This window comes from Geobacter sp. AOG1, from assembly GCF_019972315.1.
In the GTDB taxonomy this organism is placed as follows: Bacteria; Desulfobacterota; Desulfuromonadia; order Geobacterales; family Geobacteraceae; genus Geomobilimonas.
The window spans coordinates 3,359,252-3,384,867 of the sequence record NZ_BLIZ01000001.1 but is presented as its reverse complement, the minus strand read 5'-3'; the positions used below and the strand labels follow the sequence as shown (position 1 = coordinate 3,384,867).

Genomic DNA, 25,616 nt, shown 5'->3' with positions numbered 1-25,616 from the left:
GATTTGTAAAGCCTTTTCCCGGGCAAAAAAAATCCTCCGGAGGCGGAGGATTCTTTTTCGTGCCGCAGGCTTAGCGGCGTCGAGTCAGGCGGCGGCCGACGGACAGCCGGCGCAGCTGCCACCCGATGGACAGGTCGGGGCATCGGAACTCTTTTTGCTGCCGTACCCTTCGGTATACCATCCGCCTCCTTTGAGGCTGAATGCGGTGTTGGAGATGAGCTTTTTCACCGCACCGCCGCAGGCGGGGCACTCGGTGGCAGGCTCGTCCGAAAATTTCTGGCGCAGTTCGAAGGTGTTGTTGCAGGCGGTGCACTGGTACTCGTAGACGGGCATGGATCGACTTCCTCCTGTAAAGCTATTGATTCATCGGATTATTTCCGAAATTTAAATATAATGGAGCGGGTCCCGGTTTGTCAAGGGGCCCGATGTGCTTCCCCCTCAGGCGAGCAGGGAGTCGACCAGGGCGAAGAGGAGACGGGAACGGTAGATGACACCCGTTACCTTGCCGTTCCGAACCACCGGGATACGCTGAAAGCGGTTGGCAACGAACAGGTCTGCCACTTCGAGAAGCTGGGCGTCCTCGGTGACCGAGATGGCTTGCCAGTCCATGATATCGATGACTTTTTTTGCCTTGATGGTGGTGGAAAGCGTGGCGTAAAACTCCGGCGATTCTTCCCTGGGCCGGCCGGCTCCGTTCGCCTCCGTTCCAAGGGCCTTGAGAATGGAGAGCGGGGAGAGTATCCCGGCAAGTTCGCCGTTGTCATTCACCACCACGAGGCCGGGGGCGGCGTTCATGTAGCTTTCGTCGCCGAAGTTCTTGCGCAGGATGCGGACAGCCTCGCCGACGGAGGCGTGGAGCGAAATCATGGGGAAATCGGTGATCATAATGTCGCGGGCTTTCATGATAACTCCAATGCTTTAATTGAGGAGGGCAAGAACTGCGTCCCGCTCGATGCCGGTTACCTCGATCGTCTTGTGGCGCGACTTGGCGCCGGCAATGATGGTTACCCGGGATTTCGCCACGCCGAGGAGTTTGGCCAGAAACTCCTGGCAGAGCTTGTTGGCCGCGTCGTCCACCGGCGGAGAAGTCAGGCGCAACTTGAGCTCTTCTCCCTGCACGCCGCACAGTTCGGTTCTGGATGCGCGGGGCTGGACGTGGACGGTAAAGATGACGCCGGCGCCGGATTCGGTGATTTTCAGAAGAGCGTCGTTGGTATCACGATTCATCGATGTTCAGCATTTTGTAGTGCGAGTCGAGGAGGGACTTGAACGACGTTTCGAACTGCAGCTTTTCCCTGCGCAACTCCTGTATCTGACTGGTCAGTTGGGCGAGCCTTTTTTCCGCATCGATTAGGATGCGCTCCGCCTTCAGTTCGGCCTCGGAGACGAGGAGGCTCGCTTCCTTCTGGGAGTTTGCCTTCATCTCTTCGGTGACCCGCTGTGCAGCGAGCATGGTCTCACGCAGCTTTCCTTCCCGCTCCGTCATCTCTTCCCGCTCTGTTGCCATCCGGTGCGCCTGTTCCTTCAGGTCGCTATTCTCCCGGAGCAGGTCTTCCATCTCGTGGGATACCATCTGCAGGAAGCTGTCCACTTCCTCCGGGTCAAGACCGCCGAACATCTTTCCCTTGAATTGCTGTTGCTGTATATCCAGTGGTGTTATTTTCACGGCAATCCTCCCCCGCTCATTTTCAGTCGATAGCCAAATTCATAGATGGAGCTGATGGCAAATTTCTGGAGAAAGTAGATCCCCAGAAGAATGACGAGTGGCGAGAGATCGAGGCCACCCATGTCGGGTAGGACCCTGCGGACCCGGTAAAGAAGCGGTTCGGTTGCCCGGTAGAGGAATCTGACGATCGGGTTGTAGGGATCGGGGTTGACCCAGGAGATGATCGCCCGGCCAATGATGACATACATATAGATGGTGAGGAGGATGTCGGCAACCTTGGCGACGGCGATGAGGAAATTGGCTACTACAAACATGGGCGCCCCTTTGTGCATGGCTCGGACAACCTGAAATTTATACAGAATATTCAATAGCATGTCAAGCTCAACACCCCTGGAGTGTGCCCCTTCGCAACTTTACAGCCATAAGGGGCGGTGGTATAGTAAGATTATAATTTGTTTGCTCTAATCAAAACTCAAGATCGCTGAACGTACGGGAGAGCGTCATGGAGGCAGTATTTTCGCTCAAGTCGGTGCGTGAGTTTTCTCCGCAGGCGGTGCCGGAGCCTCTTGTCAGAGACATCCTCAAGGAAGTCATGCGCATGCCGGTTACGGGCCCGCAGCGACCGTGGCAATTCGTGGTCATCAACGACCGCAGCCTCCTAGCGCGGATTCCGGATTTTCTTTCTTCCGCCCACTTGGTCAGGGAAGCCCCGCTGGCAGTGGTTGTCTGTTACGACTCCCGGCTGGGAGAGGACAAAGAAGTCTGGTTCCGCGACTGCACGACTGCCGCGGAAACAATCCTCGTAGTAGCCCGGGCGCGCAACCTCGGGGGGATATGCCTGAGCATCCATCCTCTGTTGGAGCGGGTGGCCGGGATGCAGCGACTCCTCGGACTTCCCGACAGCATCATTCCCGTTTCACTCGTCCCCCTTGGTTATCCGCGGGAACAGGAACACCCGGCCGGGCGGTTCGATGGCCGTCGAGTCCATTATAATCACTGGTGATATGCAGCTATCCCACCCCATCGACAGGGGAAACCCTTCACCCCTCACGGGGGCTGAAGGGTTTTTTCTTTCCGCCCGGCCGGCTTGTTGATCCGGGCGGTGAAAGAAACGGGTAGCACTCGTGACCGCCTGACTGGATTTCCCCGACGCTTCTGGTACACTTCAACCTAACGAGCACCACAACCTATTGAAATTATTTACATTAATTGTTTTTAATTGAACCGACGCCTTGTTTCTGGTATGTTCGCGGCTTTTAAAGGGGTGCGGGGGCGAAAAATGCGGGTTGGCAAGATGAATGAACTGGAAGAGTACCTGCATAAGCAGTCCCGGCTGTTTCTTGCCATGCTGGGATTTGTCCTTGCAGTGCTTTTGGCCTTGGTCGATTATCTGAATCCCGGCATCCATCTGGATTTTGCCTATATGCTCCCCATTGCGTTAGTCAGCTGGTACGGGCAGCGCTGGGGGGGAGTGGCCATGGCCTGCGGCTGTGCCTGCATGTGGCTTGTTACGGGGAAGCAGCCGCTCGACACTCTGGCGACGTCCGCAGTGAACGGACTGAATTTTGCCATGCTGCTGGGAAGCTTTGCTGCTTTCTCTCTGGTTGTATCCGCCCTGCGGCGGGAGCGGGTGGTCAACCGGCATCTGGCCCTTTACGACAGGGGGAGCGGCGCCTGTACCCGCAACTTCTTCACCGAACTGGCCGGCGCCGAGATCAGTCGGGCGCAACGCTACGGTCGGCCGTTTACCCTTGCCTGCGTCAATTTCCGGTATGGGGAGGGTGCTCCACCCAACCTTGGCTGTCGCAATGAAGGGGCCGTCCTGCGGAAGATTGCCCGTGCCATCCGTGTCAACACCCGCAGTTCCGACGTGGTCGGTCTGCAGCGGGACAACGAATTCGTCCTGCTGCTGCCGGAAACGGACAACGAATCGGCCGATATCGTGCTCAGGAAACTCTACGACCGGCTTGCCGAACTGCTCCGGAAAAACGAATGGGGGCTCCTGATGGGGGTCGGCGCGGTGACTTTTCTGCGTCCCCCTGAAACGGTGGATGAACTGCTGGAAAAGGCTGAACGGCTGGCGACAAGGGTGCGCGAAGGCGGCATGGGCAGGACTGTTCACGAGGTATGCACTAACCCGTCGCTGTACGCATGATCACCACACAACAGAGGAGGTAAGAGCAATGCCTGACTTTGGAACACCCTTCGCCGGGTTGGCCCATGACCGTAAACTGACCCACGAGGAACTGGTTCGCGCCATCAGGTTTCTTGTTGCGGCCGAGTACGAGGCGATCCAGCTTTACATGCAGCTGGCCGAGTCCACTGATAACAAGCTGGCGATCGAGGTGCTGAAGGATATAGCCGACGAAGAGCGGGTCCATGCCGGCGAATTCCTCCAACTCCTGCGGCACCTGGCCCCGGACGAGGAGACGTTCTATGACAAAGGTGCGGAGGAAGTGCGGGAGTTGATGGAGGAGCTGCAGAAGAAGTGCAAAGATAAGAAGGGGAATAACTGCAAGATGAAGTAACTTGCCGCTTCCCTGTACACTACGAAAGGCGCCGGGTAACCAGCGCCTTTTCTTTTGCGTGAACTCGCGAGGGCTGAGTGTCCTTTAGACTCAGAGCGGTGGCGAGCACTCGGGTCCAGGGTCACTCGGCTTCGACCGATTCAGGTATCAAACTGTTTTCCGGAAGCGCTGGACGGCAAAGGAAAGGATGACGGTGCCGAGGACGAAGAGTCCGAGCAACTGGGGCCAGAGGATGGACAGACCAACCCCTTTCAGGAAAATGCTCCGGATGATGACGAGGTAGTAGCGGAGGGGGTTGAGGAAGGTCAGCCACTGCACCGCTTCCGGCATGTTTTCGATGGGGAAGGCGAACCCCGAAAGGAGCATGGCGGGGAAGATGAACATGAACGAGCTCATCATCGCCTGCTGCTGGGTACGGCTAATGGTGGAGAGGAAGAGACCGAAGCCGAGACTGCTCATGAGGAACAGTCCGGTAGCGGCAAAAAGGAGGGTGAGACTGCCACGGATCGGCACTCCGAACCAGAAATAGGCCACCACGGTGATGAGCGCCACGTCGATAAAGCCGATCAGGACGAACGGGATGGTTTTGCCGAGGATGAATTCCCCCCGGCTGATGGGGGTGACAATCATCTGTTCCATGGTGCCGATCTCCTTTTCCCGCACCACGGCCATGCTGGAGAGGAGCATGGTGATTATCAGCACGATATTGGCGATGACTGCCGGAACATAGTAGTTGCTGCTTTCCAGGTTGTCGTTGTACCAGGCGCGGCTCTGCAGCACGACACCCCCCGAAGCTGCCGAGGTTCCCCGCTGCCGGGCGATCTGTTCTACCCGGAGCTGTTCGTTGTAGCGAGCGGCGATGTTCATCGCGTAATTGAGAACGATGCCGGCGGTGTTGGAGTCGGCTCCATCCAGTATGAGCTGCAGGGGAGCGGCGCGCCCCCCCCGCAGGGCTTCTCCCATCCCCCGGTTCATCCGGAACACCGCTTTTACCTCGCCGTGGTCCAGAATATCCCTGACACGCTCTTCCCGCTGGATATGTTCGGTCACATCGAAATAGCCCGATCGGACCAGCCGGGCGGCAATGTCCCGGCTTTCGACGCTGTTATCCAGATCGTAGATTGCGGTCCGTACCTGTCGTACGTCAGTGTTGACCGCATACCCGAAGATAACGGTCTGGAAGGCCGGAATAATGAACAGGATAAAGCGCATCCGCGGATCCCGCAGCGTCTGGATGATCTCTTTCTTCAGCATGCAGAGCAGGCGTTCGAACATGTGTCTCCAAGCGCGGAAGGGGTGGATTCACTAATTTCCCCTTCCGATCTGCAGGTCTCTTGCGTTACACGATCTTCTTCTTGAATTTCCTGATGGCCAGGGTTATCACCACACCACCGAATACCGCCAGGAATCCCGCCTCTGTAGCCAGGACCTCGATTCCCACATCCTTGAGATAGATGCCGCGCAGGATAGTGACGAAATAGCGAGCGGTGATGATATGGGTTATCCCCTGGATCGGCAGCGGCATGTTTTCAATGGGAAAGATGAACCCCGAGAGGAGGAAGGCCGGCAGCATGGTCGACACGATGGCAAGCTGGCTGGCCATCCGCTGGTTTTTCGTGATGATGCTGATGAGCATTCCAAGGGAGAGCGCGCCGATCAGGAAAACGACCGACATGCCGAAGAGCAGCCAGAGACTTCCCCGCAGGGGTATGTGGAAAAAAAACTCGCCAACCAGTACCGAGAGAAGCAGGTCGATGATGCCGACGGTGAAATAGGGGATGAGCTTCCCTGTAATAAGTTCCGGTCCGGTGAGGGGGGTGGATATCAACTGCTCCATGGTGCCGGTTTCCCATTCCCGTGCCACCGTGAGCGAGGTGAGGAGGGCGGTGATGACCATCATGATGACGGCAATGAGGCCGGGGAAGATATAGTTTCGGGATATCATGTCGGAATTGAACCAGATGCGGGGTCTCACATCCAGCTGTCCCACGGCGATGTCCCCGCCGGCGCGCCTGGCCTGCTCCAGGACGATGTCGCGGGAGTAACCCATGGTCACCGCATTGGCGTAGCCGAGGGCTATGGTGGCGGTGTTGGAGTCGCTGCCGTCAAGGATCGCCTGGACTTCTACTTGGCGGCCCGCTTCGAGTCGGCGAGCAAAGTCCACGGGGATGACCAGGGCGATGAGCGCATCGCGCCGGTCGATGGCCCGTTCGATTTCACGGTAGGTGTCGGTGGTGCCCTGCAGGGAGAAGTAACGGGAACCGGCGAAGCGGCTGACGAAGTCCCGGCTCGCTGCGGTGTTGCTCTGATCCCAGACCATGAGCGGCACCCTGTCCACGTCCAGAGTCAGCGCATAGCCGAACAGGAAGAGGAGGAGCAGGGGGATGGCGAGTCCCATCATGAGGCTGCGCGGGTCCCGTATGACGTGGAGAAATTCCTTGCAGGCGACTGCTTTTATCCGCCGGGGCTTCATCGTTTAAATTCCTGCTGTGGTGCTTCCTGCCGGTCACGGGCCTCGATGAGCGATACGAACACATCTTCCAGGGAGGGGACGATCCGCTCCAGCTCCACTGCCGGATAGCCGGCATCGGTCAGTTTCTTTTCGATGGCCGGAATCGCCTCTTCCGCCCGGTCCGCCACCACGTGCAGTCCCCGTCCGAAAAGGGCTGCGTGGCGAACTCCTGGCAGCTCCTCGATGAGTCCCATGGCATCCTGGGGACGGTCGCAGAATACCTCCACGATCTCTTCCGACATCTGCCGGTTCTTCAGTTCCTCCGGGGTGCCGAGGGCGATCAGTTCCCCTCGGTAGATGAGGCCGAGCCGGTCGCAGTATTCTGCTTCATCCATGTAGTGGGTGGTAACGAACACCGTCACCCCCTGGCCCGCCAGATGGTAAATCAGATCCCAGAAGTTGCGCCGGCTTATGGGGTCCACTCCCGAGGTCGGCTCATCCAGGAAGATGATGGGGGGCTCGTGGAGGATGGCGCATCCCAGGGCAAGGCGCTGTTTCCAGCCGCCGGAAAGGATGGCGGTGCGGGAGGAGCGGTGCTCCTTGAGCCCGGCCATCCCGATCACCCACTCCTTCCGTTCCCGCTTCTTTGTGGCGGGAATCCGGTAGATGCCGCTGTAGAAGTCAATGTTCTCCTCCACCGTCAGGTCGTCGTAGAGGGAGAACTTCTGGCTCATGTAGCCGATGTTCTTCTTGATCTCCTCCGCCTCGCGCTTTATGTCGAATCCTGCCACGGTCCCGTTTCCGCCGGAGGGGGGGAGGATGCCGCAGAGCATCCGGATGGTGGTGGACTTGCCGGCGCCGTTGGGGCCGAGGAAGCCGAAAATCTCCCCCCGCTTTACGTTGAGATTCAGACGATCCACGGCAACGAAGTCGCCGAACTGCTTGGAGAGTTCCGTAAGGGTGACGGCGTAATCGGTGACGGCGCCGTTCATCACACACCATCCTGGCGGGAGAGTACCGACACGAACACATCCTCCAGGCTCGGCTCGATCTGCCGGATGCCTCGGAGCTCGATCCCCTCCGCACTCAGCAGAGAGACGGCGGCGGTTTCTCCCGTGACAGGATCACCGGTCACCAGGTGGACCCGGTCACCAAAGAGCCCGACCGAGGCATCAGGAAACCGGTTGCGCAACAGGCGCGCGGTGCGGCGGGGGTCGGCGGTGCGTATTTCGAGGATTGCGCCGCGCATGAGCTGTTTCAGGTTGGCCGGGGTCTCGCAGGCGAGGAGCTTTCCCTTGTGGATGAGCCCCACCCGATTGCAGCGGTCTGCCTCGTCCAGGTAGGCAGTGGTGACGAAGATGGTGACTCCCTCCTTCAGAAGCTGGTAGAGGATGCGCCAGAAATCCCGGCGCGACACCGGATCGACGCCATTGGTAGGTTCGTCGAGGAAGAGGACCTTGGGGGTGTGGACGAGGGCACAGGCGAGTCCCAGCTTCTGTTTCATCCCGCCGGAGAGGTTTCCTGCCTGGCGTTTTCTGAAGGGAGTGAGGTTGCTGAAGGCGAGGAGCCGGTCGATTTTTTCGGCACGCCCGCGCCGGGGGAGTCCGTAGATGTCGGCGTAGAAGAGGATGTTCTCCATTACCGTCAGGTCGGGGTAGAGGCCGAAGCGCTGGCTCATGTAGCCGATGTCGTCCTTGATTGCCTCGCTGTCGCGCACCGAGTGCCGCCCCAGGACCCACGCATTGCCGTCGCTCGGGTCCATGATGCCGGCGAGCATCCGCATGGTAGTGGTCTTCCCTGCTCCGTCCGAGCCGACCAGGCCGAACAGTTCACCCGTGGCGATGGAGAGGGTAAGGCCGTCCACAGCGGTGAGCCCGTCGAAGCGCCTGGTAAGGTTTTCGGTCTTGATAGCTGGAGGGGGGGAAATCATTTGCCGGTTCCCGGTCCCCGGTCCCCGGCCCCTGTGATGATTTCTCCGTCCGCCGGCATTCCCGGCTTCAGTTCCATGTTCGGGTTGGGGATGGTGACCTTGATCCGGTAGACGAGCTTGACTCGCTCCTTCTGGGTCTGGACGTTCTTGGGGGTGAATTCCGCTTCACTGGCGATGAAGGAAATCTTCCCTTGGTAGGACTTGCCGGGGTAGGTGTCGGTGGTGACTTTGACCTCCTGGCCGAGCTTTACCTGTCCCAGGTCGGTTTCGTTGATGTAGGCCCGGACCCAGGTGTTTTCCAGGTCGCCGATGGTTATCACCGGGGTGCCGGCGGCCACCTGCTCTCCCGGCTCCACATGCTTGGCCATCACCATGCCGGCTGACGGTGCTACAAGGGTGGCATAGGAGAGCCGCTCCTGGGCGATGGCCAGGGCTGCCTCCGCTTCTTTTGCCTTTGCACGTCCCTGGTCAATCCGTTCCTGCCGTGGTCCCTTGCGGGAGAGGGTGAGACTTTCCCGTGCCAGCCGCACATTTGCGGTTGCCGCATCGGCGGCTGCCCGTGCGTTGTCCAGGTCACGCCTGGCGACCACTTCCCGCTCAAAGAGGCTTTTGACCCGTTTGAAGTCAGCCTCGGCGCGGGTCGCCTCGGCGTCAGCCCGAGCCAGAGTTGCCTCCGCCTGGCCGATCTCCTCCTTGCGGGAACCTGCTTCCAGTTCGGCCAGCGCCGCGCGGGCCGCCTGTACATCCGCTTGGCGGAGCGCCACTTCCTTGGCGAGGTCGCTACTGTCGAGACGCGCGACGAGTTGACCGGCCTTGACCCGAACTCCTTCATCCACCAGCCGTTCCATGACCCGTCCCGGTATCTTGAAGCTCGCCTCGACGGTGGTTATCTCGATATTTCCCGATACCCGGACAGAGCCGTCTGCCGTGCGGGAATTCCTGAGCATGAAAAACGCGGTAGCAGCTACCACCAGAGCCAGGACAATGATCACCACGAGCTTTTTACTCACCTAAACCCCTCCCGTTCTAAATTCCATAGTGATTTATACCACCTAATGACGCCGATTGGAATGCTTTGTGCTCTTTACCCTTTAAGACGTTGTTGACGAACGGGGGCAAATCCATCATAAGGCGGTGATTTCATTGAAAACAGTACTTATCTGCGATGACGAACCCATCATCAGAATGAGCCTAAAAAATAGGCTGAAGGAACTGGGGTTTGATGAAATTATGGAGTGTGGCGACGGTGAGGCGGCGGTGAAAACGGCCCTCGCCCGGATTCCCGACATGGTCATTCTGGACGTGGCAATGCCGAAGCTGGACGGCATCTCCGCAGCCCGGGAGATCAGAAAAAAGCTGAAGATTCCTATCCTCCTCCTCACCGCCTGCTATGATCAGGAGACAGTGAAGAAGGCAAAGGAAGCGGGCGTTGCCGCGCTCCTCACCAAGCCCTTCCGCGACCAGGACCTCTGGCCTGCCATCGAGCTCGCCTTTGCCCATGCCTCGGAGGTGGAGGAACTCAAGGAGGAGGTAGAGGACCTGAAGGACTCCATCGAGAGCCGGAAGGTGATCGAGAGAGCCAAGGGGGTGCTCATGCAACGACAGGGGCTTACCGAACCCGAAGCGTTTCGCAAGATGCAGAAGCTGGCCATGGACAAGCGGAAAAGCATGCGCCAGATCGCGGAAGCGATACTTCTTACCGAGTAATTGACGACCGGATGTACGACGAGCGGCCAGTTCCCGTCTCCGTCGTGCATCCGGGCTTTACGTGCTTCTTTTTTCCCCATTTTTTCCCGCGTACTGTATTCCCCTTCTGTAGCTCTGCGTAAAAACGCCACGACTTCCTATTTAGAGATTGAAAATCTTGCGTATCTCTTATATCTTGCCGTAAAATTCCAAGAGTACTCCCTTCAGTTTCCATCAATGCAACGTTTTTCGGGAGATCACCACAACAACCATGGTGCCACGCTTGTTTGTCCTTACCATGATGCTGCCGATGTCCATTCTTTGCGGCTGCTCAGGCACGCCGAAGAGCAGGCCTGATGCGTTGGCGACCCTTGCCCGCCTGTGTGACGCGGATGCGCCTGCACGGGCCTATGATGAGTACCTGAGCGTCGAGGAGACCTACGCCCGTGGGGAAGCATTTCTGAAAAACAGCGATGACCGGATGGCCGAAAATTATTACCGGCTCGCCCTGGTGAAGGGGAAACTGCTGGAAGAACAGATGGCAGGGAAGGGGGAGCAGCATGTTGCATCCCCCGCGAAACGCCCGGTTGCCGGTCAGGACAGGGTCTTGTCTGAGGTACCGCTCAAGGAGTCCCCTGTCGACCCGGACAGTCTGGTGCCGGAATATCCCTCTCCTGTAGAGGAAGCTGTCCCTGTCGAGCTTGGCCGGCCGATTGAAAATCAACCACTTTCTGAGTGGGATGGAAAGACAGGTCAGGCAGATGCTTCGCGTGCGCCGAAGGTTGGAGATGGGAAAGCAGGACAGGCCAAACGTCTTATTTCTCCTCCGGTCATTAAATCTGACCGAATAATCGGCGGTGAAGAGCAGTATGTGGTGAAAAAAGGAGACACACTGGGGCTGATCGGCGCGAGGCTGGGAGTCAGCTGGCGGTATCTCGCAAAGACCAATAATCTCGACCCGAAGCAGTATCTCTACGAGGGGCAGGAACTGAAGGTGGTGAACCGGAGGATCGTTCCCAAGAAGGTCAGGAACGGGCTGGTTATCAATATCCCCGATCGCATGATGTACTATTTCAAGCAGGGTCGGCTTGTGAAATCCATTCCCGTTGCCCTGGGGAAACCAAACCCTCGGGATATCCAGGAAGATGACGTCGTCTGGCACACCCCTACCGGCGTTTTCAGGATACTGGCCAAGGAAAAAGATCCCGTCTGGCGCGTTCCCCCCTCCATCCAGAAGGAGATGGAAGAGCAGGGGAAGGAGGTCGTCAGCAAGGTCCTGCCGGGGGACAAGAACCCGCTGGGTAAATATGCATTGCGGACATCGATACCGGGGATAATGATCCACAGCACTATTCGCCCCGCCTCCATTTACGGGTTCAGCAGCCACGGCTGCATCAGGGTTTCGCCCGGTATGATGGAGGACCTGTTCAACGAGATCGAGGTCAATACCAGGGGCGAAATCATCTACAGCCCGATCAAGGTGGCAGTCACCGAAGACGGCCGGGTGTTTCTGGAGGTTAACCGCGATGTGTACGATAAGAAGATAGACTTCGAAAAGGAAGTGAAAGAGGCCCTCCGAAAAAACAGGGCAACCGGTAAGGTGGACTGGAAGAAGGTCGATCTTGTTCTCAGGAGCAAGCTGGGGGTAGCCGAAGATGTGACGATGTAAGTTGAATGCCAGCTTGCCCCCCCTGGCCAGAAACTGCCAGTGTGTTCTTTATCCGATGGTGCTTGATACGTACGAGGCCATTTTGAAGGGACACTCCCGGAGAAGGGAGCGCGTCTCTCTTTTTTTGCGGTTTAATTTGTCGGTTAGGGTGGTAAAGGCCATCGTTGATGCTTATAGTAGTGAGTATGGCGCGCGAGTATGAGCATAACGGGGAGCTTGGAGATGAATGGCTGGCAATCGTCCCCCCCGACCTGGGAAAGGGGGGAGCCGCCGGCCCCCTTTCCGAACGGCGTGCCCACCTCTGGTCACTGGTCCTTGAGGCGCGTTATATCCCCTCGCGCATCGAACCTGACGACGGTGGGTGGATACTTCATGTGAAGGCGGCTGACTTTGCCGTTGCCTGCAACGAGCTGCGCCTCTTTGAGGAAGAAAACCGCAACTGGCCCCCTCCCGCGATTCCCCACCGACCCCTGGTTGAAAATACCCTCCCCACCCTTTCGGTGCTCATCCTCCTTGCCACCTTCCACAATCTCACCCGGCTTGGCATCTCCCTGTCCGGCCATGACCCCATCGACTGGATCGACCTCGGCAACGCCCATGCTGCCAGAATTCTGGACGGCCAGTGGTGGCGGCTCGTCACCGCCCTCACTCTCCATGCCGACTGGCTGCACCTCATCAGCAATCTGACGATCGGTGGTATCTTTATCCTTCTCCTCTGCCGCGAACTCGGTTCGGGTCTTGCCTGGAGCCTCCTCATCGGCGCCGGCGTACTCGGCAACCTGGCCAATGCCATCCTTCAGCTTTCGAGCCACCGGTCGGTCGGTGCCTCTACCGCCGTATTCGGTGCAGTCGGTATATTTGCCGCCATCAGCATGGTGCGTTATCCTTCCCATCTGCATCGTCGCTGGCTGCCCCCCATCGCTGCCGCCCTGGCTCTTCTGGCGATTCTGGGTACGGAAGGGAAGAACACCGACCTGGGTGCGCACCTGTTCGGTTTCGTTTTCGGCGTGGTGCTCGGAGCGATAGCGGAAAAGGTGGAGGGGAGGTACGGTCGTCCCGGCAGGAGGCTGAATGCCTTGCTGGCTCTTGTATCCGGTGTCGTTGTGGTGTCTGCATGGTGGTGGGCGCTGCTGTGTGGGTGGGGTTGAGAGCGTATTTCGACCACGTATAAAAGAAATATCTGCTGAATGTAAATACCACAGCGTAGGCCTTTTGCGTATACAACTCAATAAATACAGCTAGTTATGCTTTGGGCTTATCACCTTTACGTGCCCGGTGCTTTGAAATAAGTACAAAATATATATACAGTTAGCATCTCGATTTGAGGTGCGAACTACATTGTTAGGAATATTTAAAAAATTTATTCTGTTTGATATAAGGTGTTTATGGTTTATTTGTGAAATTATTTTTATTTTGGCCCGGTCGCTGCAATAGGTAAGACAAAAGCTGAGAAGCAAAAAAAAGGATTCGAGGAGGATGTCATGAGAACACTAGCTAATGTAACCGCAGCGATGGCCATGATGATCGGGACTGTTTCTTCTGCCTTTGCGGCCTCCGGCGCCCGGGAAGACAATAGCGGCATCTTCGCAGGGATCTTCCTCGCATTCTGCGCGCTGATCGTGGTAGCCCAGATGCTCCCGGCCGTGATGATGATGCTCGGTTTCGCGAAAGGGATCAAACGGGAAGTGGCCCATGAACATACAGCGCACTGAAGGAGGTGCGGTGGTACACCACAATAGAATAAGTATCGGGGACCAGGGGTGAAAGGGGGGCGATCGAAGGATCAGCCCCCCTTTCAGTTTGAGCGTCCCGAAAGCAGGGCAGAATACTGCCACGTTCTCAGGACAAAGGGCCGGGCCTAAGTGCTTTCGTTCTGGCTTGGTAGATTTTGGCAAATGGAGAGAGATGTTGGCTGCAGCACGGGAGAGAATGATTGGGGCGACTCGCTGGCCGCCCCTGTCACGGTGTCATCAGAACTGGATCTGGCAGCGCATGGCGGGACCTTCGCTTCGCACCCAGAGCAGAATCTTTTTGCAGCGGTCGCACCATTCGCGGACGTCCTTTTCGAAGGTTGCGCAGTCCGCTACGACTTCCAGCACTTCTCCCGGCTGCATCTTGAGCGACATTGTGGTAAGCCGGAGGGTCGGTTGCGGGCATTTCATCCCGCGGGCATCAAACGTGGTGACAGACATATTCATGCCTCCTTTCTATGGTGGTTAGTGGCGAACGGACCAAGCAGCCTGAGCGACTCGACCATCTCCGTGACAATTCTCGCAAACCGATCCCCTTCACCGGCGGAGACGTAGTCAAACCGGCAGCGTTCCTCTTCAATGCCAAACTGGCCGAGCAGCAGCTTCAACAGCCTGTTGCGCTGGGCAGTGCGGTAATTCCCCTCTTTGTAGTGGCAGTCCCCCGGGTGGCAGGCCAGTATGAGCACACCATCCGCCCCTTTGTGGTATGCCTGCAGGACAAACTGGGGATCGACACGTCCGCTGCACATTACCCGGACCACGTGGATATTGGGAGGGTAGGCGAGTTGCGCAGTTCCCGCCTTGTCGGCTCCTGCGTAGGAGCACCAGTTGCAGAGAAAACCGATGATCTTCGGCTCGAAATCTGCCGGCACGTTATGGCGCATCATCCGAGGGCCTCCTCCAGTTCCGCCGTGATCTCTGCGGAGGTGAAATGGTGTCCTTCCATGGCGCCGGCCGGACAGGCCGCCACGCAGGTGCCGCAGCCGTGGCAGAGGACCGGGTTGACGGCGGATTTGCGGCTCTCTTCGTCAAAACCAGTTGCCTTGTAGGGGCAGACAGCTACGCAGACACGGCAGCCACCGCACCGATCGGTCTGCACGGCGGCGGTAATCGGCTCGATCTCCAGCTTGCGACCGGGGACCAGTCCGGCAAGTACATACCCCGCAGCCGCCATCCCCTGCTGCATGGCCTGCTGAATGTCCATGGGGGCTTGGCAGGTTCCCGCCAGATACACTCCCTTTAGCTTGCTCTGGGCCGCATCGAGCCGACCATGCAGTTCTTCGAAGAACCCCCAGCGGTCACGGCTGACGTCGAGCACCTCGGCCAGGGTGTCTGCTCCCGGAGCAGCGATCATGGCGGTGCAGAGGATGACAAGGTCCGCATTAAGCTTATTTTGTTGGCCTGTGCTAATAATAGTTCCGCCATTGCCTGAATTGCAAGAGTAAAGTGAGATATCGCTAATATTTTCATAGCGAATCAGGTCCACGGCATGGCTTGTTACCGCCTCCCGGTAGAGAGAGGTGCCGTCCTTGCCGGGAAGGACCAGTTGCCGGTAGAGATGGGTAATCCGGATATCGGGGAACCTTGACCGCAGCAGGTGGTCGAACTTGAAGGCATACTGGCAGCAGACGCCCGAGCAGTAGGGCCGGTGCGTCTCGTTGAGGCTGCCGACGCAGTGGATGATGGCGACACTTCCCGGCAGCTTTCCTTCTTTCGTCACCAGTTCTCCGCCGGTCGGTCCGGTGGAGGAGAGGATTCGCTCGAATTCGTAACTGGTATAGACGTCCGGCAGTCTGCCGTAGCCGAGGTTTGGCAGGGCCGAGCAGTCATAGAGACCGGAACCGGTGGCGACAACGATGGCGCCGACGTTCCGTTCCTTCACCAGTTCACCCGCATCAAGGTCGATGATGTCAGGGCCGAGGGGGCAGGCGTCCTTGCAGAGGCGGCATTCGTCCCCCCTGTTTTTTCTGGTGCAGGTCTGGTGATCGAGGTAGGGGGCATAGGGGAGGGCACCGGCGAAGGGAAAGTCGATGCCCTTTCGTTCGCTCATGCCGCAGTTGAATTCGTTGGGCGCGCTTGCGGGGCAGGCGGCGACGCATTCACCACAGCCGATGCACTGGACCGGATCGACGTGACGCGACTGTTGACGGAGTTTGACGATGAAATTACCGTAGTAGCCGGTCACCTCCACCACCTCGGTCTGGGTCAGGAGTTCCACGCGGTCGGCGTGTTCCCCGTGGAAGACATCACCCATGAGCGGTTCCAGCATGCAGGGGGCGCACTCCATGGCGGGAAAGAGCTCTTCGTAGCGAACCGGCTTGCCGCCGATGACCGGGTCCTTTTCCACGAGCACCACGCGCCGGTCGGCGGCAGCCAGCGCGAGGGCGGCCTTGAGGCCGGCCGGCCCGGCACCAATCACGAGTACGTCGGGGACGATGTCCAGTTTCTGTTTTTCCAGCGGTTCGTGGAGACGCACCCGGGCTATTGCACTCCGGATGGCGCTGACTCCCTTGCTCAGAGCCCGTTCGGGATCGGTGGTCACCCAGGCCACCTGCTCACGGATGTTCGCCATCTGGAAAAGATAGGGGTTAAGCCCGGCGTTTTCCAGAACCCGCATGAAGTTCGCCTCGTGGTCCCGGGGCGAGCAGGCGGCGATGACCACCCGGTCAGGCTCCTTGCTTCGAATATCTTCGGCCAGAAAGCGTTTGCCGTCTTCCGAACAGAGAAACCCGCAGGTCTCGAAATAGTCAACTTCCGGCATGTCCCGGAGTTGTGCCTTGACCTGCTCCGGGTTGATCTTGCCGGCGATATTGGTGCCGCAATTGCAGAAGTAGACCCCTACACGCATGATGACCTCCCGACGGACGACAGCTCTCCGAGAATGCTGGCGATGACCAGTGGTACGGCCATGGCTACGGCGGGGGTGGGGAGTTCGCCGAACTGCCCCACTTCCGCCGCTTCCACCCCCCAGATCGTGATCTCGCGGGGGAGCCGGATGCCGAGGAGGCGCGCCGTTTCCAGCGCCGTGGCCAAGTCGGTGTCGTGGCTCGATGCGGTATGGCGGGTGGCGACGAAGTCGGCCGGCGAGAATCGGCGGAGCGTGCCGGGGGGGACGGTGCCGGTCACCATGGCATCCACCACCCACGCCCTGTCGAAGCCCGCCATTGCTTCCATGAGCCGGATTCCGCCGGTATAGAGTTCCTGGAGCACGATATCGTCTCGCCCGCCCAGAGTTTCCTGCAACCGACGTACGGTGACGATTCCGACGGCGTCGTCCGTGAGCAGAGGGTTGCCTATGCCGATAATGGTCGCTTTCGCGGTGGTCATCATAGATTTCTCCCCAGTTCCCGGAGGATATTACCCTGTGGGTCGCGGATAAGAAGCCGAAACGGCATCTGGCCGGGAAGGGCATGGGTGGCGCATGAAAGACAGGGGTCGTAGAGGCGGAAGGCCATCTCGATCCGGTTGAGGAGCCCCTCTTCGATAACCTCTCCTCCCTTGATGAGCCCCTCGGCCGCCCGCTTCACCGACATGGCCATGGGAGCGTAGTTGTTGGTGGTGCCGACGATGAGGTTCACCTGCTGGAGTACTCCGCGTTTGTCGGTGACGTAATGGTGGGTGAGGGTGCCGCGAGGCGCCTCCACCGAGCCGATGCCGGACCCTTTTATGCCGCGCGGGTCGGGGATGGTGCGTATGTGTGGAGAGATGATTTCCGGGTCTTCGGCAAGTTCCAGCATCCGCTCGGCGGCGTAGAGAAGTTCCACGAGCCGGGCCCAGTGGGTGGCGAGGCGATGGTGCACCGGCTGGTAGCGTCCTTTGTCGTTTTTCGTGCTGCCGAAGGTGGCAAACAACCGGTCGAAGTGCTCCTGTGCCCGGGGGGTCGCCATGCCGTCCGCAACGTTCAGCCGGCTCAAGGGGGTTGTGGTATAGACACCGCTCTCCGGGCCATCCACGAATCCCTTCCAGCCAACGTTTTTAAGAAAGGGAAACTTAAGATAGGTCCAGGGTTCGACCCGTTCGGCGATATGGTCCATGTAGGAGGAGGGCGGGTAGGTAACCAGTTCATTCCCGTCAGGATCCACCACCCGGACGAGGCCGTCGTAGAAATTGACCCGCCGGTCCGCGTCAACCGTTCCCATGGAGTAGGTGCGGTGGAGATAGAGGTCCGAGGTGACGAGCTCCCGGTAGACCGGATTGGCGAGCACGATGTCGGCGAACAATTGCAGGGTGAAGAGGGCGAATTCCACGTTCTGCCGGGCTGCCTCGACGACTTCCGTCTGCTCGGCCGAGGTTACGGGCCGGCTCCACCCTCCCGGCACTCCTGCCACCGGGTGGATTCCCCGTCCACTCAGGAGTTGGATGATGTGATGATTGCGTGACCGGCAGCCGATTACCTGTCGGGCGATGTCGAGCCCCACCTTGCGGGCCACGCCGAGGATGTTCCGCTCCCCCGGGGGAGCGTCGGGACCGACGATGAAGTCGGGGCCGCCGAGGGCGTAAAAATGGGTGGTGTGGTCGGTGACGAAGAATGCCATGTAGAGCAGTTCGCGAATTTTACGCGCGGCCGGCGGCGATTCTACCGCGAAGAGGTCGTCGAGGGCCTTGACCGATGCCATGTGGTGGGCTTCGGGGCAGACTCCGCAGATCCGGTTGGTGATGATCGGCATCTCCTCGGCCAGCCGGCCGATGCAGAACTGTTCGAATCCCCGCAGTTCGGGAACTTGAAAATAGGCGTTGGCCACGTTCCCCGCGTCGTCGAGGAAAATTTCGATTCTGCCGTGCCCTTCCAGGCGGGTTATGGGGTCGATGCTTATCCGCTCCACGTTATCTCCTGACCGTACCTTTCAGCAGTGATTCCGCCAGCGTGAACTTGTAGAAAGTCCCCGCGTAATCGGGGATGGAGCCGAGCACCTTGTCGATGTGCGCGGTAATCTCACTCTCCGGCAGCCCCTTCAGGGCGTCGATGTCGATGATGGAGCCGAGGGCTGCCACCATTTTCGCCCCCTGGTCGAGTACCCCTTCCGGAGCGCCGTAACATCCGGAACAGGGCATGTTGGCTTGGGGGCAGGGAGCGCCGCAGCCGTCCCGTGTGGCAATCCCCATGCAGACAAGCCCCTGCTCCAGAAGACATCGCTCGGTGTCGGGGATGATTTCCCAGGTTCGGTAGAAGCGCGTGATTTTCTTGTCTTCCTTGCGGCGGCCGCATTCCTCGCAAACCGTTGTCTGTCCGGCGCCGAGCACGCTCCCCCGGGGGGGGAGGGGGCCCCCCTGAAGTACCAGTTCCATGACGTTCCAAATCTGGTGGGGTTCGGGAGGGCAGCCGGGGATGACGTAGTCCACATCGACCACCTGTGAAAGGCTCTTCACCGTGCCGTAAAAGGCCGGCAGATGCAGTTCTCCCTCCGGCACGGAGGTTTCGGTCTGGGGGAAGATGAGGCCGTGATTCTCCACGGTGGGATTGTCCAGATAGATGCTGGCAAAATGGTCCACGGGGGCATGGAGGTTGGAGAGGGCCGGAATGGCACCCCCCTTGGCGCAGGCGCCGAAGGCGATGAGGAACTGGGACTTGCGCCGCATGAGATGGGCCATCTCCTCGTTTTCGGCGGTCCGGATTGCGCCGTTGAAGAGGGTCAGGGCGATCCCCCGGTCGGGCAGCGCATCGATGTCGCGCCGTTTGGTGTCCATGAGGCAGGGGCAGAACATGAAATCGAAGGCCTCGTCTATGTCGAGTAACCGTTCGTGCAGGTTAACGAGGGCTATTTCACAGCCGCCGCACGATGCGCCCCAGAACATGGCGAGTTTTGGTTTGTCCGACATAACCGACCTTTCTCCGACAGGTGAAATGGGGAGCCTGTCCAGGGTCCATTATCCCGGCGGCTCCGTTCTTGGGGGTAGGGATGCAAGATTACTGCCGTTTAATTATTTATGGGTAATTGGACTATGGTAAATGCCTGCGGAGTCCCCGATTGGCTGTTTGGATTCGGTGACGAAGTGTGGTGGTGAGGGTTAATTCGGGGAATAGAGGGATAGTCAAACGGGTAATAACGAAAGAGTTGCTGTCATTTGGCAGGGTTACGGACGGCATGTGGTGATACGGCAGGAGAATCATATCCCCAGGGCAGCCTGCTGCTCCATCAGGTATGTCCTGATGTCGCGACTGCTTTCCATGGTCAGTACTATCATGGCCATTTCCCGGGCGAAGGCCAGACTTGTCTTGCGGATGGCCTGCTTGACGAGCGGGATGTAGGGGGCAGAGAGGCTGAAATCGGTGATCCCGAGGCCGAGGAGGAGAAGGGCGTTGATCGGTTCCGCGGCCATCTCGCCACAGAGTGAGACCGGCTTGCCGGCGGCCCGCCCCACGTCGGCCACCCGCTTGATGGAGTGAAGGATGGCTGGGTGATAAGCGTCATAGTACTGCTTCACCTTGGGGTTGTTCCGGTCCGCGGCCAGGGTGTACTGGATCAGGTCATTGGTGCCGATGCTGAAATAGTCCACTTCCCGGACGAGGAGATCGGCGATCTGCACAGCCGCCGGCAGTTCCACCATGATGCCGGTCCGGATGGAGTGGTCGAACGGCTTCCCCGCGCGCTCCAGTTCGGCTTTGACATCTGCCAGGATTCCTTTGACGGTCCGGATCTCGTCCACCCCCGATACCATGGGGAACATGAGACTGGCCTTGCCATGGGGGGAGGCGAGGAGAATGCCCGCCAACTGCTCACGAAAGATTTCCTGCTGGTCGAGGGAGACCCTGATGGAGCGCCATCCCATGAAGGGGTTGTCTTCCTTGGGATAGGTGAAATAGGGGAGCCCCTTGTCGCCGCCGATATCGAGGGTCCGGATGTTCACCGGCAGGTCGGCGAACCCTTCCAGTATCTTCACATAGAGGGCCTGCTGTTCGATCCTGCCGGGGAAGGCCTTGCGTGTCATGAACGGGAATTCGGTGCGGTAGAGCCCCACTCCCTCGGCGCCGTTGGCGAGGGCGACGCGGATGTCGGAGAGGAGGCCGATGTTGGCCTTCAGGCTTACCCTCACGCCGTCGGTGGTTTCCGCCGGCAGGTCGCGGAGTTCCTCCAGTTCCCGCTGGCGCACCCCATGGTCGCGCTGCAGCCGCTCGTACTCTCCCCTGATCTTGTCGTCCGGGTTGAGGTAGATATGGCCGGAGTTGCCGTCGATGATTACGTCGTCCCGCAGGCCGATCTGTTTGAGCAGATCGGGGAGGCCGAGCACGGCCGGAATGCCGAGTGACCTTGCCATGATGGCTGCGTGGGAGGTGACATCCCCCTTTTCGGTGATGATGCCGAGAATCTTTTCGTGGTCGAGGGTTGCCATGTCCGACGGGAAGATGTCCCGGGCCACGATAATCCGTTTCTCCCGCAACCGGTCGCGACGATCGGAGCCGTCGAGAGCGCTGATGATCCGCCGGCCGATGTCTTCCATGTCCGCCGAACGCTCCCGCAAGTAGGGATCATCCATGCGGGCAAAGGCCTGCACGTAGTTCTCCACCGCCTCCCGGACGGCGCGACCGGCGCTGGCTCCCCCCTCGATGAGGTCGGTCACCTTGGCGAGAAAGCCCCTGTCCTCCATGATCATGAGGTGGGTGTGGAAGATGGAGGCATCTTCCTTCGACAGCATATCGCCAACCCGCTTTTCCATGTAGAGGGTCTGGATCTTGGTCTTTTCCAGGGCGACCTGGAAACGCTTGCGCTCTTCCTCCCGGGGGAGGACGGATTCCAGCTCCACCCCGGCGTTATTGCTGCGCTGGCTGAGGACATATACCTTTCCCCAGCAGAATCCCGGCGAAGCGGCTATTCCGATCAGGGAGAGGGGCTGGCGGCCTTTTTTCTTGCGGGTCGAGCCCCCTTTTTCTTCTTTGATCAGGCCGGCTGCCTTCATCCGCTCCAGTTCCTGCTGGAAGAAGGCGCGTTCCTCCTCCTTGCGGCGGATGGAGTCGAGGAGCTTGGCGTTGATAACGATGCTGGCTATCTGGTAGGCGATGGTGGTGATGGTGCTTATTTCAGCGGGAGTGAAGACCCGTGTCTCGCGGGTCTGGACGACGATGACCCCGACCGGGGTCTTCCGTTCGAAGAGGGGAATGCCGAGGAACGAAAGGAATTTCTCCTCCTTTGTCTCCCGGAAGTATTTATAGCGGGGGTGGGCCGGGGCATCCTCGATGGCCACGATCCCTTTCTGCTCCATGACGAGGCCGGTGAGCCCCTCCGAGGTCTTCATGGTGATCTTGCCGACCGAACTTCGGGAGAGGCCCTTGGTGGCAGCAAGGCGGAGGGTTTCTCCGTCGTCTTCCAGGAGGTAGATGGAGCAGACGTCCGACCCCATCCGCCGGGCAACGAGGGTGACGATGTTGTCGAGGGTTTCCTGAAGATCGTGGGAATGGAGGATCAGTCCGCTGATGTCCTCCAGCGTGCGTAACCCCAGGGTTTCCTGCCGTGCTTCGACCATTCAGGCCCCTTTGCCTGCAAATTTACCACTTTTCAGTATAGTCCATCCATCGGCAAAACGGAAGGCTGTGGGAAATTTTTATCGACAAGTAACCGTGACCCAGCAAGAACTTTGCCATTGGCCGAAGACGGCCGCCATATATGATTTGATAGCTCTATTTAAGCGTTTCTAAATAATCGGCTTGCCGTCTCTCCCGCCATTTCGACAGTAGTGCCGTATCATTATGGTGATATCACCGGTTATCTGCGGCGTTGGCCATGGGCCGCCGAAACGACCAGGCCAGGAGTGCCCCTCCGACCAAGATGAAAACGAGATAATCCAGGGGGAAGCCGGCCAGCCAGTGCTTGTGCCAGGGGATATGCAGCGGGGTGAATTTCGCCCAGCCGTACGCCGGGTTGAGAAGAAACCAGAGGAGGTCCTCCATGATCCAGAAGAGCATGAGGGCGCCGAGGCACCGGGCCTCCAGCCGCCAGGAAAATGTGCCATGGAGCGCGAGGGGAAGGTGGAAGGCAAGGAGCATGAAGGGGAAGACCCAGGCGTGGTAGCCGGTCATAGGCCGTCCCCCCCAGAAGATGTCCAGGAGCCAGTGCTTCTCGATACGCCAGGTAGGGAGGGAGGCGGCCCAGCCATGGGCACCCTCGATCTGGATTTCGGTCATAGCGAAAAAAAGGGCGAGCAGAGCGACCCAGGCGACGAGGAAGAGGGGGTGACGAGACGGGGATCCGGATTTCATGACGGACGCTTCCCGATAGCCGTACCGAGCACGATATCGAGCACATGCCGTGCCGCATCGGGCCGGCCGACCCGCCGGGCATTCTCCCCCATAAGGGTGAGCCGCTGTCGGTTGTCGAGAAGCGTGTTAACTCGCCAGGCCAGTGCCCCCGCGTCACATGCCTTCATGGCGGCACCGTTTTCCAGGAGAAAGTCGGCGTTGCGCTCTTCCTGTCCCGGGATGGGAGAGACCACGATCAGGGGGAGCCCGACGGCCAGACACTCCGAGGTGGTGAGTCCCCCCGGCTTTGTGATGGCCAGGTCGCTTGCCGCCATGAGCCGTTCGATGACACGGGTGAACCCCATGGGGAAAAGGCGTCCCGGCCGCCGCTCCGCCAGCCTCCGCAGTTCCACCAGCAGTTGCTCGTTCCTGCCGGCAAGAGCCACTATCTGAAAATCCCCTTCCAGCCGGAGCAGCCGGTCTGCCAGCACCTCGATTCCCCCCACGCCGGCTCCCCCCGACATCATGAGGATTGTCGTCCTGTTCGGATCGAGGCCGAATTCCGTGGCACACTTGCTTCGTGACTGAGGTTCACCGAAAACCGGCATGATCGGGATGCCGGTGACGTGGATCGTGTCGGCGGGGATTCCCCGCTCGGCCATGCGCCAGGCTACCTCCTCGTGGGCGGCAAAGTAGCCGCTCATCCGGTCGTGGAGCCAGAGGGCATGGATATCGAAGTCGGTGACCTGGACCCAGACCGGCTTGCCGAAGCTCCCCGTGCGAAGCTTCCGGGCCAGGAGCTGGGCCGGCAGGAAGTGGGTGCAGATGACGTGGTCCGGGGCGATATCCACGAGGAGCTGCCGCAACTTCCGGGTGTTGAGCCGTTCGACGGCGATCCTCAGTTTCGAGAGGGCGGAATCCACCCGTTCACGGTCGCTCTTGTCGTAGAGGTAGCCCCAGAAGGCGGGGTGGCGTTCCACCACCTTGATGTAGGTATCGGCGTAGACGGTCTTGAAGAGCTTGGGGACCAGTTCCATCAGGTCGACGTGGACGGTCTCCACGTCCGGGTACCATTTCATGGCCGCCGCTTCCAGCGCCTGGGCGGCCCGGACATGGCCGGCGCCGGCGGAGACGCTGAAGATGGCTATCTTCTGTTTTCTGCCGGAAGGTGTCATTGCAGAATCTCCTCTGTAGCGTACCTGTCTTTACTCCCTGCCTTTCAACCCTTTGCCCCATCCCCTCCACCCGCCGCCGGCCGGGCAAACCGGTAATCGTAGGAGAGGGGGTCGGGATGGTGACCTGCGATGATGGCGGCCACGTCCTCCGTAAAGACCAGTTCCTCGTTGGTCGGGATGACGAGCAGCCGAACTGCCGAATCGTCCCGGGAGATGCACCATTCCCCTTCGTCACCCACGGCTGCGCGGTTCCGGTCGTTGTCCAGGGCGATGCCGAAGCATTCCAGCCCCTGCAGGACCTTTTCCCGCAGCTGCCACTCCGTTTCACCCCCTCCGGCGCTGAAGACCACCGCATCCGGTCGGCCGAGGGCGGCGATGTAGGCGCCGATGTACTTGCGCAGCCGGTAGCTCTCCATTTCCAGGGCGAGCCGGCAGCGTTCGTCCCCACCGGCGGCCTTTTCCCGCAGCTGGCTCCGCTCGGCGGCGCTGCCAGTGATGCCGGCCATGCCGCTCTTCTGGTTGAGGATGTTGTCCATGGCCCGGGCGGTGAGATTCCCTTCTTCCATCATGAAGGGGGGAATCCCCGGGTCGATGTCGCCGCAGCGGGTTTCCATGACCGCTCCTTCCAGGGGGGTAAGTCCCATGCTCGTGTCGATGGAGCGGCCGTTTTTGACGGCACAGAGGGAAACCCCCTTGCCAAGATGGATGGTCACCAGGTTGCAATCGGCCGGCCGTTTATGGAGAAGCAGGGTGGCCCGCCGGGAGAGATAGAGGTGGGAGGGACCGTGAAACCCGTAGCGCCGGATGCCGTGCCACGTGTACCACTCAAGCGGCAGGGGGTAGAGATAGGCGTGCTCGGGCATGGTCTGGTGGAAGGCGGTGTCGAATATCGCAACGTGGGGGATGTGGGGAAAGAGGTCCCGCGCTGCTTCGATGCCGGCGATGTTGGGCCCGTTATGAAGTGGCGCCAGCTGCTGAGCGTCCCGGATGGCGTTAAGGACCTCGTCGTCGATGAGGGTGGAATGGGTGAAGGTGTCCCCTCCATGTACCACCCGGTGGCCGATGGCGCTTATGGCTTGCAGGCTGGAAATGGCCGGGGAGCCGGGATCGGTGAGGGCTGCCAGAATGGCGGCGATGCCGGCCCGGTGGTCGGGACATTCCACCTCCCGTCGGTAACCGGTACCGTTTGTCGCGGTGTGGGTAATGGTCGTGTCGCCGACGGTGATCCGCTCCACTTCACCGTGGGCGAGGACGGCGTGGTTGTCCCAGTCGAACAGTTGATAACGTATGGAATAGCTCCAGCAATTGAGGGTAAGGATGAGCACGGGTGACTCCGGGAAGAAGAGTGAGGGGAGGCCGGGAGGAGAATCCCGGTTCGCGGAAACCTTACTGTCTCACATGTGGCAAAGCGCGTCAACCCGTCTTGCGCTGAGAAATGCTTGAGAGTTGTGAGTTCCGTTTTGCTCAGCTTCCCCTCGTGCCGCTGCTGTACGGCTCATTTCGCGCCGGCCGATCGGCCGGCTTTGCTCAAATTTCGCCTACAGCTGCTGGCACTCGGGCACATTCGCTCCACGGAACGCTCAGCTCTCA

27 protein-coding genes are annotated in these 25,616 nt (G+C 59.5%); 7 read left to right on the top strand and 20 right to left on the bottom strand.

Translation table 11 applies throughout. From position 1 onward, the window contains the following. Positions 1 to 84: 84 nt before the first annotated feature. The 5 genes from LDN04_RS15395 to LDN04_RS15375 all read right to left on the bottom strand — a co-directional run bounded on the left by LDN04_RS15395 (position 85) and on the right by LDN04_RS15375 (position 1,980). A complete protein-coding gene (locus tag LDN04_RS15395) occupies positions 85 to 333 on the bottom strand; it encodes an FmdB family zinc ribbon protein (RefSeq protein ID WP_223912588.1) in 249 nt (82 codons plus the stop codon). A 105-nt stretch (positions 334 to 438) separates the two neighbouring features. Further along, a complete protein-coding gene (locus LDN04_RS15390) occupies positions 439 to 903 on the bottom strand; it encodes an HPP family protein (protein ID WP_223912586.1) in 465 nt (154 codons plus the stop codon). Between the two features lie 15 nt (positions 904 to 918). After that, positions 919 to 1,227 carry a DUF167 domain-containing protein gene (locus LDN04_RS15385; RefSeq protein WP_223912584.1) on the bottom strand — a complete coding sequence of 103 codons (309 nt, stop codon included), beginning with the start codon at positions 1,225 to 1,227 and terminating at the stop codon, positions 919 to 921. Continuing rightward, entirely contained in the window at positions 1,217 to 1,666 is a 450-nt protein-coding gene (locus LDN04_RS15380; protein WP_223912582.1) for a DivIVA domain-containing protein, read from the bottom strand. Before LDN04_RS15380 ends, LDN04_RS15385 begins: the two co-directional genes overlap by 11 nt. Continuing rightward, positions 1,663 to 1,980, bottom strand: coding sequence for a YggT family protein (locus tag LDN04_RS15375; protein ID WP_223912580.1), 318 nt, complete (start codon positions 1,978 to 1,980; stop codon positions 1,663 to 1,665). Before LDN04_RS15375 ends, LDN04_RS15380 begins: the two co-directional genes overlap by 4 nt. 188 nt (positions 1,981 to 2,168) lie before the next feature. Between LDN04_RS15375 and LDN04_RS15370 the strand changes: the two genes are divergently transcribed. From LDN04_RS15370 to LDN04_RS15360, 3 genes are all read left to right on the top strand, one after another. Next, positions 2,169 to 2,669 (top strand): nitroreductase family protein, encoded by a 501-nt coding sequence (locus LDN04_RS15370; RefSeq protein WP_223912576.1) that lies wholly within the window; start codon positions 2,169 to 2,171, stop codon positions 2,667 to 2,669. Positions 2,670 to 2,945: 276 nt separating this feature from the next. Beyond that, positions 2,946 to 3,821, top strand: a complete 876-nt coding sequence (locus tag LDN04_RS15365) for a diguanylate cyclase domain-containing protein (RefSeq protein WP_223912572.1) — start codon at positions 2,946 to 2,948, stop codon at positions 3,819 to 3,821. Positions 3,822 to 3,849: 28 nt separating this feature from the next. After that, positions 3,850 to 4,194 (top strand): ferritin family protein, encoded by a 345-nt coding sequence (locus LDN04_RS15360; RefSeq protein ID WP_223912561.1) that lies wholly within the window; start codon positions 3,850 to 3,852, stop codon positions 4,192 to 4,194. A 147-nt stretch (positions 4,195 to 4,341) separates the two neighbouring features. Here the strand turns inward: LDN04_RS15360 and LDN04_RS15355 are convergent, their stop codons facing one another. From LDN04_RS15355 to LDN04_RS15335, 5 genes are all read right to left on the bottom strand, one after another. Beyond that, complete coding sequence (locus LDN04_RS15355) at positions 4,342 to 5,469, bottom strand: ABC transporter permease (RefSeq protein ID WP_223912559.1); 1,128 nt, start codon at positions 5,467 to 5,469, stop codon at positions 4,342 to 4,344. 64 nt (positions 5,470 to 5,533) lie between these two features. Further along, a complete protein-coding gene (locus tag LDN04_RS15350) occupies positions 5,534 to 6,667 on the bottom strand; it encodes an ABC transporter permease (RefSeq protein WP_223912558.1) in 1,134 nt (377 codons plus the stop codon). Beyond that, positions 6,664 to 7,638: an ABC transporter ATP-binding protein gene (locus LDN04_RS15345; protein ID WP_223912556.1), complete on the bottom strand. Its 975-nt coding sequence runs from the start codon at positions 7,636 to 7,638 to the stop codon at positions 6,664 to 6,666. The genes LDN04_RS15350 and LDN04_RS15345 overlap by 4 nt, the downstream gene beginning before the upstream one ends. Further along, the gene (locus LDN04_RS15340; protein ID WP_223912553.1) at positions 7,638 to 8,576 is read right to left on the bottom strand and encodes an ABC transporter ATP-binding protein; all 939 of its coding nucleotides are present in this window, start codon (positions 8,574 to 8,576) and stop codon (positions 7,638 to 7,640) included. Before LDN04_RS15340 ends, LDN04_RS15345 begins: the two co-directional genes overlap by 1 nt. Continuing rightward, on the bottom strand, positions 8,573 to 9,586 hold the full coding sequence (locus LDN04_RS15335) for an efflux RND transporter periplasmic adaptor subunit (RefSeq protein ID WP_223912551.1): 1,014 nt from the start codon (positions 9,584 to 9,586) through the stop codon (positions 8,573 to 8,575). The genes LDN04_RS15340 and LDN04_RS15335 overlap by 4 nt, the downstream gene beginning before the upstream one ends. Positions 9,587 to 9,719: 133 nt before the next feature. Between LDN04_RS15335 and LDN04_RS15330 the strand changes: the two genes are divergently transcribed. From LDN04_RS15330 to LDN04_RS15315, 4 genes are all read left to right on the top strand, one after another. Beyond that, positions 9,720 to 10,283 (top strand): ANTAR domain-containing response regulator, encoded by a 564-nt coding sequence (locus LDN04_RS15330; RefSeq protein ID WP_223912549.1) that lies wholly within the window; start codon positions 9,720 to 9,722, stop codon positions 10,281 to 10,283. A 250-nt stretch (positions 10,284 to 10,533) separates the two neighbouring features. Next, positions 10,534 to 11,931, top strand: a complete 1,398-nt coding sequence (locus LDN04_RS15325) for a L,D-transpeptidase family protein (protein WP_223912546.1) — start codon at positions 10,534 to 10,536, stop codon at positions 11,929 to 11,931. A gap of 167 nt (positions 11,932 to 12,098) precedes the next feature. Beyond that, entirely contained in the window at positions 12,099 to 13,079 is a 981-nt protein-coding gene (locus LDN04_RS15320; protein ID WP_223912545.1) for a rhomboid family intramembrane serine protease, read from the top strand. Positions 13,080 to 13,412: 333 nt separating this feature from the next. Beyond that, on the top strand, positions 13,413 to 13,643 hold the full coding sequence (locus tag LDN04_RS15315) for a hypothetical protein (protein ID WP_223912542.1): 231 nt from the start codon (positions 13,413 to 13,415) through the stop codon (positions 13,641 to 13,643). Positions 13,644 to 13,901: 258 nt separating this feature from the next. On the opposite strand, the gene LDN04_RS15310 is transcribed toward LDN04_RS15315, so the two are convergent. The 10 genes from LDN04_RS15310 to LDN04_RS15265 form a co-directional block, all read right to left on the bottom strand. Beyond that, on the bottom strand, positions 13,902 to 14,123 hold the full coding sequence (locus tag LDN04_RS15310; RefSeq protein ID WP_223912539.1) for a sulfurtransferase TusA family protein: 222 nt from the start codon (positions 14,121 to 14,123) through the stop codon (positions 13,902 to 13,904). A 2-nt stretch (positions 14,124 to 14,125) separates the two neighbouring features. Continuing rightward, on the bottom strand, positions 14,126 to 14,569 hold the full coding sequence (locus LDN04_RS15305; protein ID WP_223912527.1) for a hydrogenase iron-sulfur subunit: 444 nt from the start codon (positions 14,567 to 14,569) through the stop codon (positions 14,126 to 14,128). Further along, on the bottom strand, positions 14,566 to 16,530 hold the full coding sequence (locus LDN04_RS15300; RefSeq protein ID WP_223912524.1) for a CoB--CoM heterodisulfide reductase iron-sulfur subunit A family protein: 1,965 nt from the start codon (positions 16,528 to 16,530) through the stop codon (positions 14,566 to 14,568). The genes LDN04_RS15305 and LDN04_RS15300 overlap by 4 nt, the downstream gene beginning before the upstream one ends. Beyond that, complete coding sequence (locus LDN04_RS15295; protein ID WP_223912522.1) at positions 16,521 to 17,012, bottom strand: hydrogenase maturation protease; 492 nt, start codon at positions 17,010 to 17,012, stop codon at positions 16,521 to 16,523. Before LDN04_RS15295 ends, LDN04_RS15300 begins: the two co-directional genes overlap by 10 nt. Beyond that, a complete protein-coding gene (locus LDN04_RS15290) occupies positions 17,009 to 18,505 on the bottom strand; it encodes a Ni/Fe hydrogenase subunit alpha (RefSeq protein ID WP_223912519.1) in 1,497 nt (498 codons plus the stop codon). The genes LDN04_RS15295 and LDN04_RS15290 overlap by 4 nt, the downstream gene beginning before the upstream one ends. Position 18,506: 1 nt before the next feature. Further along, positions 18,507 to 19,499, bottom strand: a complete 993-nt coding sequence (locus LDN04_RS15285) for a hypothetical protein (RefSeq protein WP_223912516.1) — start codon at positions 19,497 to 19,499, stop codon at positions 18,507 to 18,509. 288 nt (positions 19,500 to 19,787) lie between these two features. After that, positions 19,788 to 22,139, bottom strand: a complete 2,352-nt coding sequence (gene ptsP / locus LDN04_RS15280) for a phosphoenolpyruvate--protein phosphotransferase (RefSeq protein WP_223912513.1) — start codon at positions 22,137 to 22,139, stop codon at positions 19,788 to 19,790. A 232-nt stretch (positions 22,140 to 22,371) separates the two neighbouring features. Then, positions 22,372 to 22,872: a hypothetical protein gene (locus LDN04_RS15275; protein ID WP_223912509.1), complete on the bottom strand. Its 501-nt coding sequence runs from the start codon at positions 22,870 to 22,872 to the stop codon at positions 22,372 to 22,374. After that, the gene (locus LDN04_RS15270) at positions 22,869 to 24,026 is read right to left on the bottom strand and encodes a glycosyltransferase (RefSeq protein ID WP_223912505.1); all 1,158 of its coding nucleotides are present in this window, start codon (positions 24,024 to 24,026) and stop codon (positions 22,869 to 22,871) included. The genes LDN04_RS15275 and LDN04_RS15270 overlap by 4 nt, the downstream gene beginning before the upstream one ends. 44 nt (positions 24,027 to 24,070) lie before the next feature. Then, positions 24,071 to 25,351 carry an acetate kinase gene (locus LDN04_RS15265; protein WP_223912503.1) on the bottom strand — a complete coding sequence of 427 codons (1,281 nt, stop codon included), beginning with the start codon at positions 25,349 to 25,351 and terminating at the stop codon, positions 24,071 to 24,073. Positions 25,352 to 25,616 lie beyond the last annotated feature (265 nt).